The following is a 13,603-nucleotide window of genomic DNA, read 5'->3' as shown; positions in this document are numbered from 1 at the left end:
ATTTCCGGCTGTATGTCGCTCATGTTCCCGACCATCTACGGGCTGGGTATCACGGGGCTGGGCAACGATACCAAGATTGGCGGCTCCGGCCTGATCATGGCGATCCTGGGCGGGGCTATTTTGCCGGCAGTGCAGGGACAGGTGTCGGACCTGACCGGCAGCATTGGTATGTCGTTCTACGTGCCGCTGGTGTGCTTCCTGGTAATCGTGGTGTATGCGCTGATAGCAGGCAAACACGAGGAGGCTGTTGCGCAGGACTACAGCAGCCATGAGGCGGGGGTGCGCCACAAGGCGGTACAGTAGTAGCCTGAATCAGGATTTGAGGGATTGACGGATTAACAGGATTTTCGCAGTTCCGGGAAAAAGAACAGGAAAGGCAGGTTAGAGGAAGTTGTACATACAGGAACTGATCAAATCTGATGAATCCCATAATCTGATGAATCCAGGTTCAGACAAATAAACAGAATCATCAAAATCTAACTCATACCAAACAACATGTTTGAACTGACTAACAAAACAGCCGTGGTAACCGGGGCCGGAAGCGGCATTGGCAAAGCGGTTGCGCTTACTTTTGCCCGGCAGGGGGCCACGGTGCACGTGCTGGATGTGCATGCCCAGCAGGCTGAGCAGACAGTAGCTGAAATACGTGAAGCCGGCGGACAGGCTTTTGTGCAGCAATGCGACGTAACCAAACAGCAGGACGTAGTGGAGCTGTTTCAGCAGATTGGTACCATCAACATCCTGGTGAACAGTGCCGGTATCTCTCACATTGGCAAAGCCGATACTACCACGGAAGCAGACTTTGAGCGGGTGTACCAGGTAAACGTGAAGGGTGTATATAACTGCCTTTACGCAGCCATTCCGGTGATGAAACGGAACGGGGGCGGTGCTATTTTGAACATGGGCTCTATAGCCGCCGTGGTAGGCTTGCCCGATCGCTTTGCCTATTCCATGAGCAAAGGAGCCGTGTATGCCATGACCTTGTCGGTCGCCAAAGATTACCTGCACGACAACATCCGCTGCAACAGCATTTCGCCGGCACGGGTGCATACGCCTTTTGTAGATGGTTTCCTGGCTAAGAACTATCCGGGGCAGGAAGCGGAGATGTTTCAGAAACTCTCGAAAACACAGCCCATTGGCCGTATGGGAACACCCGACGAAATTTCAAAACTGATTCTCTACCTCTGCTCCGACGAAGCTTCCTTTATTACGGGTAACGATTATCCTATTGACGGTGGTTTTATCAAGCTGAATAATTAAAAAGCTGGAGCAGTGGCTGTGGTGGCAGGTGCAGTAAACATTTTATACACCACAAATGCAGTTTAGCTTGCTTACCTGCTCTAAAAATAAACAAAGAACACAATTATACATTCAGCCTCTTTTGAGGCAAACGCATTCCTATGAAACTAATACGATACGGAGAACTGAACCGGGAGAAAACCGGTGTTATGCTGGATGATGTAGCCTACGATACATCTGCTTTTGGCGAAGATTATAACGAACGCTTTTTCGAAACAGACGGCTTGACTCGTCTGCAGGCTTTCCTCAACGAGAATGAAGGCAAGCTGGAGCGTATTCCTGAAAGCAGCCGCCTGGGCAGCCCGATTGCGCGTCCGTCCAAAATTGTGTGCATCGGCCTCAACTATGCCGACCACGCCAAAGAAACCAAGGCGCAGATACCTTCCGAGCCGGTTATCTTTATGAAATCGACGACTGCTTTGGTTGGCCCTTTTGATGATGTAGTAATACCGCGCGACTCGGTGAAGACGGACTGGGAAGTGGAACTGGCCTTTGTAATTAGCAAAAAAGCAAGCTACGTGGAAGAGTCAGAAGCCATGGATTACGTAGCCGGTTACTGCCTGCACAACGACGTGTCGGAGCGGGAGTTCCAGCTCGAGCGCAACGGCACCTGGGACAAAGGCAAAGGCTGCGATACCTTCGCACCCATGGGGCCATTCCTGGCGACCAAAGACGAGATAGCTGATGTAGATAACCTGCGCCTATGGCTGAAAGTAAACGACCTGATAATGCAGGACGGCAACACCTCTAACTTCATCTTCCGCATTCCGCACCTGGTTTCGTATGTGAGCCGCTTCATGACGCTGCTGCCGGGCGATGTGATTTCGACTGGAACACCTGCCGGTGTAGGCTTAGGTTTTGACCCGCCGGTATACCTCAAGCCGGACGATGTGGTAGAACTGGGTATCGAAGGCCTGGGCATGTCGAGACAAAATGTAAAAGCGTACCATGCTTAAGATAGATGCCCACCAGCATTTCTGGAAATACGACCCGGTGCGGGAAGCGTGGCTGAACGATGGCATGGACGCCATACAGCGCGACTTTCTGCCCGAGGACCTGCAGCCTGTCTTGGAACAGCATGGGTTCGATGGGTGCGTGCTGGTGCAGTCGGCGCAGCCGGAGTTCGAAAACGACTTCCTGCTCGACCTGGCCGAAAAGCATGACTTCATCAAAGGCGTGGTAGGCTGGGTAGATTTGCTGGCCGATAATGTAGGGGACACGCTGTCGTCGTACGAGCCTTTTGCCAAGCTGAAAGGCTTCCGCTACATTTTGCAGGGAGCCGAAGACCGGGCGCTGATGCTGCGTCCGGAGTTCAAGCACGGCATTAGCAAGTTGAAGAACTACAACTACACCTACGACATCCTCATCTTCCCGGACCAGCTGGGTTTTACGAAAGAGTTTGTAGCCGCTTTCCCGGACCAGCCTTTTGTGATTGACCACATCGCCAAGCCTTATATCAAAGCTAAAAAAGTAGATGGCTGGAAGCAGGACATGCAGGCGGTTGCGCAGTACGAGCATGTGATGTGCAAAATATCCGGCATGGTAACCGAAGCCGACTGGCGCAACTGGAAAAAAGAAGACTTCCGCCCGTACCTCGATACGGTGGTAGAAGCCTTCGGGCCAAACCGCATCATGTACGGCTCCGACTGGCCTGTATGCCTGGTAGCAGGTTCCTACGCCGAAATGCTGGGCATTGTGGAAGATTATTTCTCCGCGTTCAGCAAGGATGAGCAGGCCGCTTTCTTCGGAGGCAATGCTGCTGCCTTTTATGGGCTGAAGTAAGGAAACGGATTAGGAAAAGAATAAACTGCTTCAAGTTTTCAACTTGGAGCTAATATGAAGCAAGTTTTCAACTTGCTTGTGTATGAAAGCTTGTTGTATAAGGCACGAAAGCTGAAAGCTTTCATCACAAAAAGCTCCAAGTTGAAAACTTGAAGCAGAAATATTCCCCTTTGCTAGTGCGAGTTTGTAGCTCGTACTTACATACCACAATTAGGATCTAAAGGCCTGGGTTTCGTTTGAAAAAGCTGCTATTATTTCATGTAGCGTATGTAGCAGTTCATCGCTTTAGCCCAGGAAATGGAAGTACGAGCTGCAAGCTCGCATTAGCGCAATTTGTAGTAACCCAAATTTCCCCTAAGGATTAGCCTTCAAAGGGGGACTTTTTAACAATGTACCTCTTAACGAGTACCCAAATAAATGAAAACTTTAGTTTGTACCACTCCAAAGCAGTTTGATTACGCTACCGGAGTAAAGCCTGACCTGGAAGCAGGCAGGGCCATCATTAAAATTAAACGCATCGGTATCTGCGGTACCGACCTGCACGCCTACGAAGGCACGCAGCCTTACTTCGAGTATCCGCGCATCCTGGGGCACGAACTGGCAGGCGAACTGGTGGAGTTCGACAATGCGCCCGGTTTCGAGAAAGGCGAGGCTGTTACGTTTATCCCGTACTTCAACTGCGGTACCTGCATTGCCTGCCGCATGGGTAAAGGCAACTGCTGCACGCACATGAAAGTATGCGGCGTGCACGTTCATGGCGGTATGGCCGAATACCTGTCGGTGCCGTCGGAGTCGCTGGTGCATGGCGAGGGGCTGAGCTTTGATGAGCTGGCGCTGGTAGAGCCGCTGGCCATTGGCGCCCACGGGGTAAGCCGTGCCGATGTGCAGCCAGGGGAGTACGTGCTGGTAATTGGTGCCGGTCCAATCGGGCTGGGTATTATGGAATTTGCCCGCATTGCCGGCGCCCACGTCATTGCCATGGACATCAACGAGTCGCGCCTGCAGTTCTGCAAAGAAAAGCTGAAGGTCGAGCATGTGGTAAATGCGTTGTCGCCGGATGTGATGGCACAACTGCAGAAGATAACCAACGGCGACATGCCTACCGTGGTAATTGACGCCACCGGCAGCCTGCGCGCCATCAACAACGGCTTTCAGTACATGGCCCACGGTGCACGCTACGTGCTGGTAGGTCTGCAGAAAGGCGACATCAGCTTCAGCCATCCGGAGTTTCACAAGCGCGAAGCTACGCTCATGAGCAGCCGCAACGCCCACCGCAGCGACTTCGAGCACGTGATTGCCTCCATGAAAAAAGGACTGGTAGACCCTACCACCTACATCACCCACCGCGTCCGCTTCGACCAGGTAAAAGACGAGTTCGAAAGCTGGCTCGACCCGGCCACCGGCGTTATCAAAGCCATGGTGGAGCTGGAGTAGGTCTGGTGACAGGTACAGTAGAATAGTTTAGATGAAAAGGCCCCGGTGACGGGGCCTTTTTTTGTGGTGCAGTGGCTATGGTGGCGGGTGCGGTGACGCTTAAATTTTTATATCTTTGGGTATAGACAATTGGAAATGGCTGAATTCGCAGAAAAATACATCAATCCCTTCACCGACTACGGTTTCAAAAGATTGTTTGGAGAAGAACCCAACAAGGATTTGCTGCTGGACTTCCTGAATGTGCTTTTGCAGGAGGAACAGGGTGAGATAAAGCACCTGACCTACCTGAAGAACGAGCAACTTGGAACCGGTGAAGTAGACCGAAAAGCCATCTTCGACCTCTACTGCGAAAACGAGCGCGGCGAGAAGTTTATCGTGGAACTGCAAAAGACAAAGCAGAATTTCTTTAAAGACCGCACCGTCTACTACTCTACCTTCCCTATCCGGGAGCAGGCAAAGCGGGCCGACTGGAACTATGAACTCAAAGCTGTTTATACTATTGCCATTCTTGATTTCGTGTTTGACGAAGACAAAGCCGAACCTGCCAAATTCCGCTACGATGTTAAATTGACCGACACCGAAACAATGGAGGTCTTCTACGACAAGCTCACCTTCATCTACCTGGAAATGCCCAAGTTCAACAAAACGCTGGACGAACTGGAAACGCGTTTCGACAAGTGGCTTTACGTATTGCGCAACCTCAACCGTCTCGACCGGGTGCCGGAAAAACTGCGTGAGCGTGTGTTTGAAAAATTGTTTGAAACTGCTGAAATAGCCCGCTTCACACCAGAGCAGGTACGCTCCTACGAAGACAGCTTAAAGTATTACCGCGATATGAAAAATTCTTTAGATACAGCCAGAGAAGAGGGTAGAGCAGAAGGAAAAGAAGAAGGACGAGAAGAAAGAGCGATAGAAATTGCAAAAGAGTTACTAAATGTAGGCGTTGATGTTCAAATCATATCAAAATCTACCGGCTTACCTGTAGACCAAATAGAAAAGCTCAAGCAGACAAATAAAGATTAGCCCAGTCTTTATTGCAAAATAAGTATTGTTAAAGAAGCCAGCAGTAGCTTTAATGGGAGGAGTTGTTAAAAGAATATTACCTTATCTGTTTGTCAGTGCCTTAGTAATTGCCTTTTGGCAACTTGCAACAATGACAGACAATTATGCATGGACTCCAAAGGGAGAAGAGTTGGAGAGGCTTGAAAAGGCCTTAACTGAAATTTTTTTCTACAAAACCATTTTCTGGTTGGTAACTTTTAACCTGATAATATTCACGCTGATACGCCTAAAGAAGAGGGACTATAAAGTTAGCTTAGCGGTTCTTGCCCTCACGGTAGCATATCATGTTCTTGCAGGTCGATTAATAAACGAGAAATGTGTAGTCCATTACTATACTGTATTTCAAAATCAGTCGGTAGCAGAAGAATACATAGTCCAGCCAATAGAGCAAGCAGGCAAGGCAATAGGTCCCATCCTGACTAAAAAAATTTTAGAGAAGGACTTGAAATACAGGTTGTATGCGATGTTGGGTCTCCAAATAATTGGGTACAAACCTGCAGCATACGCTATGGAAAAAATACTTGTTGATACCTCTGAGAATTATAGCTACAGGGCAAAAGCGTATGAAGTGCTTCGGCATTTTAATGATAAGAGCTCCCAAAGGGCTGTTCATCAATTTGAGAGAAACGCAACCGATTCAGTAGACCTAAAGGTGATTGAGCTTGGGGAGTATTTTTTCAACAGTAAATAAAGCTGCACTACCACTCCCCGTTATAATATCCAATAATTAAATCCATCTTGGCATCAATTTGGTGATATTTTACTATATTCAAAGGTTCTTTTACATTTTACAGTAGAGAACCGAATATACTAAAGTCACCGCCATGGCATCATCCTCAGCTAAATCAGACAAAGCACTCCAAATCCTCAGCACCTTTGGCGATATTGCCGTGCTGGCGGAGAGCATCCGGAACAAAGCCGTTCAGAACATCAAAAGCGACCGGCTCCCGATAGAGCTTGGTGTGTCGGAAGAAAGCGTGGCGAAACGGAAGGAGTTTCTGGCAAAGGAAACCGAGAAAGAGCTGCCGTACCTGACGGGGCAGCAGCCCTTCTCCGACCTGAAGCAGCTGGAAGGCAACATCGAAAACTACATTGGCATGTCGCTGGTGCCGACGGGGGTGATTGGGCCAGTGCGGGTGCTGGGGTCTGCGGCGCAGGGCGATTTCTTTGTGCCGCTGGCGACGAGCGAGGGTGCCCTGGTGGCCTCGTACCACCGGGGAGCAAAGGCGTGTTACCTGGCGGGTGGCGTTACGTCTATCTGCCTCGTGGAAGGGGTGCAGCGGAGCCCGGTGTTCAAGTTCAGCAGCATTGCCGAACTGGGACTTTTCATTGCCTGGGCGCTGCCGCAGATGGAGGAGTTCAAGGCCATTACCGAGCGCTGCAGCCGCTACGCCAAACTCACCGACATGAAAGCCAACATCGAAGGTAACCACCTCATCCTGACTTTTGAATTCCACACAGGCGATGCGGCAGGGCAGAACATGGTCACCCTCTGCACCGACCAGATTTGCCACTATATCATCGAAAATTCTCCCATTAAACCGGAGTTCTACTTTATCGAAAGCAACTACTCCGGCGATAAAAAAGCCACCGTGCTTTCCTTTACCAATGTGCGCGGCAAAAAAGTAACCACCGAAATCGTGCTGCCCGAGCACATCGTCAACAGCGTACTCAAAACCACGCCGGAGGCCATGGCCGAATACTGGCGCTCCTCTACTGTGGGCGTCATCCAGAGCGGCGCTATCGGGGCGCAGGGGCATTATGCAAATGGTCTTACAGCTCTCTTCATTGCCACTGGTCAGGATGCGGCTTGTGTGGCGGAGGCTGCTACCGGCATTACGCGCATGGAACTGAACAAGGATGGCTCCCTCTACGCCAGCGTTACCTTGCCCAACCTGATTGTAGGCACCGTAGGCGGCGGTACGAGTCTGCCCACACAGCGGGAGTGCCTGGAACTGATGGAGTGCTACGGTCCCGGCAAGGCCCGCAAGTTTGCTGAAATATGTGGTGCCGTGGTACTGGCAGGTGAGCTTTCGATTGCGGCAGCGCTGTCGGCTGGCCATTTTTCGGCAGCACATAAAAACCTGGGACGAAAGAAGCAGGAGGTCGCATGAAAACACTAACAGCCAACGAATACAGCAAAACGGCAGAAAACAGCCTGCCCTTTTACAGGCGCTTTTACATTTACCAGAAAGAGCGTTTCCCTGTCCTGGGGCATGGGGTGCTGGTGGCGTCCTTCAGCTTCTCGGCCATTGCCTACTCCCGCATCTGCCGCGGGGCAGAAGGCTTTGTGAGTTGGAGTACCTTTTTAGTGGGCATTTTTACCACCATCACGCTTTTTCTGCTGGTCCGCATTTTCGATGAATTCAAAGATGCCGAAGACGATGCCAGATACCGAAAGAACCTGCCTGTGCCGCGGGGGCTTATCAGCTTACGGGAACTGCTGGTTATCGGGATGGTCGTGGCGGTGCTGCAGGTGAGCGTGATCATGTGGTTCATGCCGAAGATGCTGCTTATCTACCTCGTGGTAATTGGCTACCTCTCGCTCATGGGCAAAGAGTTTTTTGTGGCGGAGTGGCTCAAGAAACACCAGTTCTGGTACGTGGCTTCGCACATGTTCATCATCCCGCTCGTGGATATCTACGCCAGCGGATTGGATTGGCTGTTGGAAGGGGTGGCGGCTCCCAAAGGCCTGCTGTTCTTCTTCGCCGTGTCTTACATGAACGGCGTGGTGCAGGAGGTAGGCCGTAAAATTCGGGCACCGGAAAAAGAAGCGGAAGGGGTGCTGACCTATTCTGCTATGCTGGGTGCAGCAAGAGCCGTCTGGCTGTGGATTGGCATTCTCTTTGTCACCCTTTGCCTGAGCATTGCCGCTGCACATTATGCCGGTTTCGGGCAGATGGCCTTTTTCATTTTGGGCTCCATTTTCCTGCTGTGCTCGCTGCCGGCGGTGCTGTTCCTTTCAACTAAAACTGAAAAAACTTCTAAAAGCATTGAGCTAGCTTCTGCCGTATGGACCATCTCTATGTACCTGAGCTTAGGCGGGATACCTATGCTGCAGCAACTCCTATTCCGCTAATCCGGTTCATCCGCGATGCCGAACCCGATTTGGCCGAGGCGCACACCGTAGGTGGTAAAGCGCGCAACCTCTACCGCCTGAAGGAGCTTGGGCTGCCCGTACCGAAATGGGTGGTCATTCCGCCGGAGGAGCTGTCGGCCCTGGTGCCACCTACTTTGCAGGAGGAAAGCTATGAGGCCATTTCAGCCTTCATCGATTCCATCGCCATAGCCGATGCTTTTGTAGAAGAGCTTGTGGCTTACTTTCCGGATACTGCTTTTTTTGCGGTTCGGTCCTCTGCCATCGACGAAGACGGTAGCGACTTTTCCTTTGCCGGTCAGTTCGAGTCCTACCTGTACATAACAAAGGAGGAGCTGGCGGAGAACATCCGGAAAGTATGGAAATCGGCTTTTTCGGAACGGGTGTACGCGTACCGTAAGAACAACCATCTGTCGCAGAAATTTGGGATAGCCGTAATTGTGCAGGAGATGATTCCGGCTGAGGCAGCGGGCGTGGCCTTTGGCATCAACCCCATCAACGGCGACCGACGGGCCAAAGTCATCAGTGCCGTGTATGGGTTAGGCGAAGGACTGGTATCCGGAGAGCTGAATGCTGATACCTTCATTCTGAAGGAGGGCGCAATACAGTCACAACTGGCGGAGAAAACGCACCGGGTCGTTATCGACTCTCAAAGCAAAGGTGGCACCAGAACAGAGGCTGTGGAGGCGGGTGCAGTAAACCTTCCGGCCCTCACCGAAGCGCAGATTCACGAAATTGCCGCCATCCTCGACACCTGCCGCACCGCCTTCGGCAAGCCGCAGGACATCGAATTTGCCGTTGCCGGAAATAAGATTTACCTGCTGCAGGCGCGCCCCATCACCAACCTGCACAAGCTGGCCGACCAGCAAGGGGCCTATACCTTGTGGGACAACAGCAACATCATCGAATCGTACCCCGGCGTTACCACCCCGCTTACCTTCTCCTTCATCAGCAAATCCTACGAAGGGGCTTACAAGCTGTTCTCGGAATTTATGGGCGTGGACCCGAAGGTGATAAAGCAGCACGAGCGGGTATTTGCCAACACGCTGGGCCTGCTGAACGGGCGGGTGTACTACAACCTCAAAACCTGGTACCACATGCTGGCCCTGCTGCCGGGCTACAGCATCAACGCCCGCTTTATGGAGAAGATGATGGGCGTGAAGGAGCGCTTCGATATTCCGGAAAGCTACCGCTTATCCAAAGGAGCAGCCTGGTGGCGGATGGTGAAGATGGGGGTAAATATGTACCGCCGCTTCCTGGCGCTGCCCCGTAAAAGGCGCGATTTCATGCAGCTGCTCCACGAAACCATCTCGCATTACAAAAATATAGACTACGCCGACAAAGACGCGCACGAGCTCATGCAGCTCTACCTGGATTTCGAACGGAAGCTGCTGAACGAATGGAAAGCGCCGCTGCTGAATGATTTCTTTGCTATGATTTGGTTTGGGATACTGCAGAAGCAGTGTGCGCAGTTCGGCATCAGTCAAAATCCAAACATCCACAACGACCTGCTCTGCGGCAGCAGCGACATCATCTCTACCCAGCCCATTCACCGCAGCATAGCACTGGCCACCACTGTTACATCCGATGCGGAACTGAAGAGGCTGTTCCTGAAGCAGGACGAGAAAAGCATCTGGCGGATTTTGTCGGGCAGTGCTGCACCAAACTTCGTGGCGCTGAAGCAGGAGATAGACCGCTACATCGACGATTTTGGCGAACGCTGTATCGGAGAGCTGAAGCTGGAAACCATCTCCTACACTCAGGACCCGACGCAGTTTGTGCGGGTGCTGAAGTCGTACGTGGAAACAGGTATTACCGCCGCGAGTACATCGGGCAAGGTAGAAGAAGAAATCCGCAGCAAAGCGGAGCAGGAGCTGCACGAGGCACTGAAGAACCAGCCGCTGAAGAAGTGGCGACTAAAGCGGACGCTTAAAAAGGCACGGGAACTGGTGAGCTCTCGGGAGAACCTGCGCTACGAACGCACCCGGGCTTTTGGCATCGTACGCGAAATTTTCGCGAACATGGGCAAGCGCTTCTACGCCGAAAGCATCATCGAACACCCCCGCGACATCTTCTTCCTGACCAAAGAAGAAATCTTTTCTTACCTGGAAGGTGCCTCGGTAACGCGCAGTATTAAAAAGCTCATCGCCCTCCGGAAAGAGGAGTTTGAAGAGCATGTAAAGCAGGAGCCCCCCTCAGAGCGCTTTGCCACCCATGGCCCCGTGTACCACGCCAACGACTTCTTCAGCACCGGTAAACTCGAAACCATCGAAGGCGATTTGAAAGGCATTGGCTGCTGCCCCGGCAGGGTGCGCGGCAAGGTGCGGGTGATACGGAATCCGCAGGAGGCCACCTCACTGAACGGCGATATCCTCGTCACCTCCAGCACCGACCCTGGCTGGGTAACCTTATTCCCAAGTGCATCGGCCATTATTGTAGAACGTGGCAGCCTGCTCAGCCACTCCGCCATTGTATCGCGGGAGATGGGCAAGCCCTGCATCGTGAGCGTAACGGGCCTGCTGAAAACATTGCGCACCGGCGACGAGATAGAGATGGACGGCAGTACAGGTGAAATCAGATTACTGAACAAAGCTTTATGAGCGAGACCCTGACCGAGAAAGTCTCCTTCGATATCATCCGCTACGCCAATTGCTGGGAAGATGCCGATATCCTGCTGGAGGGCCTGAACCCCCAGCCGGGCAGCAGGATATTGTCTATCGGTTCGGCAGGCGACAACAGTTTTTCATTGCTGACAACAGACCCGGAGCTCGTGGTGGCGGTGGATGTGAACAAAGTGCAGCTGCACCTGATTGAGCTCAAGCAGGCCTGCATCCGGCAACTGCCGTACGAAGAGGTACTGGCATTTCTGGGTTTCCGGCCGTCGGAAGAGCGGGAGAAGACGTTTCATCAGCTGAAAGGGGAGCTGAGCGATGAAGCCCGCCGGTTCTGGGAGAACAACCTGTTGCAGGTAAAGAAAGGGCTTGTGTCGCAGGGGAAGTTCGAGCAGTATTTCCGGTTCTTCAAGAAGCGGGTGCTGCCTTGGGTGCATTCGCAGAAGGAGGTGGAAGCGCTGCTACGGCCCAAGACGGCGCAGGAGCAGGAACACTATTATGCACAGCACTGGAACACCTGGCGCTGGCGCATGATGTTCCGGGTGTTCTTCAGCAAGTACATCATGGGCAAGTACGGCCGCGACCCGGAGTTCCTGCGGGAAGTAAAAGTGCCGGTTGGCGATTACATTTTCAAGAAAGCCGAACGGCACCTGCAGAGCGAAAAGGCGCAGCAGAACTACATGCTCCGCTTCAACCTGACCGGCTCCTTCGGCGACCTGCTGCCCCACTACCTGCAGCCCGAAAACTTTGTAAAAGTGAAAGCGAACCTCGACAAGCTCCGCATAAAAGAAGGTTATGCCGAAGCGGCCGTAGCGGAATATGGCACGTTTCATGCGATGAATTTATCGAATATCTTCGAATACATGAACAGGCGCCTGTTTGAGCGGGCGGCAGGCCAGCTGCTGGAGGCCACCGCGCCAGGCGGCAAACTAGCCTACTGGAACCTGATGGTGCCCCGGCGAATTTCCGGTAGTTATCCCAGCAAGGCCGTCTACCTGAAAGAGACATCCAGAAAGCTTTCGGAAGCGGACAAAGGTTTTTTCTACAACCAGTTTATCGTGGACCAGGTGACATGAGAGAAGACATCCTGAATACTTTTATCCTGGCCGGGCTGTTCCTGGCTTTGTTCGGTGTAGCGGAGCTGCTGCACCACGGGTTCAACATAAAAGCCGACCACACGCGCAAAATCGTGCACGCCTGCACCGGCATGCTCACGCTGCTTTTCCCGGTCATGCTGGGCAACCACTGGCTCGTACTGCTGCTCTGCTCCGCCTTCGCCCTTATCCTGATAGCGAGCATGCGCTATAACCTGCTCAAGTCCATCAACGCCATCGACCGCCCCTCCGTCGGCAGCATCGCCTACCCGGTGGCGGTATACGGCTGTTACCTGGCCTTCGAACACTTCGAACAGCAGTACCTCTACTTCTACCTGCCCGTCCTCACGCTCGCCATCTGCGACCCCATCGCCGCCTCTACCGGCAAAAAGTGGGCCGTAGGTCGCTACAAAGTAGGCAGAAGCAGCAAAACCATGATGGGCTCGGGTATGTTCTTCCTCAGCGCTTTCGTATTGGTATCTTTTCTGTCGATAGTTTTGACTGAGGGAGCTGCTACGAACGAGGTGCTGCTTCGGGCTGGTATCATAGCCTTTATTGCCGCAGTGTCGGAGGGCTTCAGCAGGAACGGGTATGATAACCTGACTATCCCCGCATCGGTGTTGTTGTGTATGATGTTTTTTGTGTGAAGTCTGAACCTTTGATTAACGGTGATTTTCTTGATTTCTGTGATTTTCTATTTGTCTGAATCAGGATTTGCAGGATTTTAGAATTATCAGAATTCGGGATATAGTTTAGCGGCATCGTTGTAATTATGCTTCGGTTGTTATGGTAGCAGGTACGGAAAAAATTTTTTCACATCCTGCGAAAAAGTCCCCCTTTGAAGGGGGTAAGGGGGATGTAACTCGTGCTGAAGAAAAAATCACTTATAAAAAAACTCACTGATGTAATCATCCCCCTACCCCCTTCAAAGCTAATCTTGTAGGGAAAATATTGAACTTTATAGTATACATATTGATATATTCATAGATTCCTACCGCCAGTTTGAGCGTAGCGGTAACTGGTGGTTGTCCATGGTGCCAGTTTGTAACTGGCGTGGTTACAAAAGCACGAATTTTCAGCTACGCCAGTTGAAAACTGGCACCATATATTACCACCAGTTACCGCTACGTAAAGCTGTCAGAATAAATTCATCAACCTTCTTTTAAAATTTGGTGTAAATCAGTGAGTGACTTTATCTTAATCTCACTTACATGATAATAGAT

General features: G+C 51.7%; 11 protein-coding genes and 1 pseudogene. All 12 read left to right on the top strand.

Features of this window, described 5'->3' with window-relative positions:
- A pseudogene (locus tag DCW36_RS09345) lies at positions 1 to 303 on the top strand (hypothetical protein); the annotation flags it as partial.
- Between the two features lie 192 nt (positions 304 to 495).
- Positions 496 to 1,260 (top strand): SDR family NAD(P)-dependent oxidoreductase, encoded by a 765-nt coding sequence (locus tag DCW36_RS09340; RefSeq protein ID WP_114784899.1) that lies wholly within the window; start codon positions 496 to 498, stop codon positions 1,258 to 1,260.
- A gap of 140 nt (positions 1,261 to 1,400) precedes the next feature.
- A complete protein-coding gene (locus tag DCW36_RS09335) occupies positions 1,401 to 2,255 on the top strand; it encodes a fumarylacetoacetate hydrolase family protein (protein WP_114784897.1) in 855 nt (284 codons plus the stop codon).
- Positions 2,248 to 3,081: an amidohydrolase family protein gene (locus DCW36_RS09330; RefSeq protein ID WP_114784895.1), complete on the top strand. Its 834-nt coding sequence runs from the start codon at positions 2,248 to 2,250 to the stop codon at positions 3,079 to 3,081. Before DCW36_RS09335 ends, DCW36_RS09330 begins: the two co-directional genes overlap by 8 nt.
- Positions 3,082 to 3,498: 417 nt before the next feature.
- Complete coding sequence (locus DCW36_RS09325; RefSeq protein ID WP_114784893.1) at positions 3,499 to 4,515, top strand: zinc-binding alcohol dehydrogenase family protein; 1,017 nt, start codon at positions 3,499 to 3,501, stop codon at positions 4,513 to 4,515.
- Between the two features lie 135 nt (positions 4,516 to 4,650).
- Entirely contained in the window at positions 4,651 to 5,538 is an 888-nt protein-coding gene (locus DCW36_RS09320) for an Rpn family recombination-promoting nuclease/putative transposase (RefSeq protein WP_114784891.1), read from the top strand.
- A 25-nt stretch (positions 5,539 to 5,563) separates the two neighbouring features.
- Positions 5,564 to 6,268: a bacteriorhodopsin gene (locus DCW36_RS09315; protein WP_125185550.1), complete on the top strand. Its 705-nt coding sequence runs from the start codon at positions 5,564 to 5,566 to the stop codon at positions 6,266 to 6,268.
- Positions 6,269 to 6,401: 133 nt separating this feature from the next.
- Complete coding sequence (locus DCW36_RS09310; RefSeq protein WP_114784887.1) at positions 6,402 to 7,691, top strand: hydroxymethylglutaryl-CoA reductase; 1,290 nt, start codon at positions 6,402 to 6,404, stop codon at positions 7,689 to 7,691.
- Positions 7,688 to 8,656: a UbiA family prenyltransferase gene (locus tag DCW36_RS09305; RefSeq protein WP_114784885.1), complete on the top strand. Its 969-nt coding sequence runs from the start codon at positions 7,688 to 7,690 to the stop codon at positions 8,654 to 8,656. The genes DCW36_RS09310 and DCW36_RS09305 overlap by 4 nt, the downstream gene beginning before the upstream one ends.
- Positions 8,590 to 11,274 (top strand): PEP/pyruvate-binding domain-containing protein, encoded by a 2,685-nt coding sequence (locus tag DCW36_RS09300; RefSeq protein ID WP_114784883.1) that lies wholly within the window; start codon positions 8,590 to 8,592, stop codon positions 11,272 to 11,274. The genes DCW36_RS09305 and DCW36_RS09300 overlap by 67 nt, the downstream gene beginning before the upstream one ends.
- Positions 11,271 to 12,362 carry a DUF3419 family protein gene (locus DCW36_RS09295; RefSeq protein WP_114784881.1) on the top strand — a complete coding sequence of 364 codons (1,092 nt, stop codon included), beginning with the start codon at positions 11,271 to 11,273 and terminating at the stop codon, positions 12,360 to 12,362. The genes DCW36_RS09300 and DCW36_RS09295 overlap by 4 nt, the downstream gene beginning before the upstream one ends.
- A complete protein-coding gene (locus DCW36_RS09290; RefSeq protein ID WP_114784879.1) occupies positions 12,359 to 13,027 on the top strand; it encodes a phosphatidate cytidylyltransferase in 669 nt (222 codons plus the stop codon). Before DCW36_RS09295 ends, DCW36_RS09290 begins: the two co-directional genes overlap by 4 nt.
- Positions 13,028 to 13,603: the final 576 nt, after the last annotated feature.

Origin of the sequence: Botryobacter ruber (assembly GCF_003347595.2) — a bacterium.
Classification (GTDB): Bacteria; Bacteroidota; Bacteroidia; order Cytophagales; family Hymenobacteraceae; genus Pontibacter; species Pontibacter ruber_A.
Note: the sequence above shows the minus strand (reverse complement) of the source record. Positions and strands in the feature narration are given on the sequence as shown.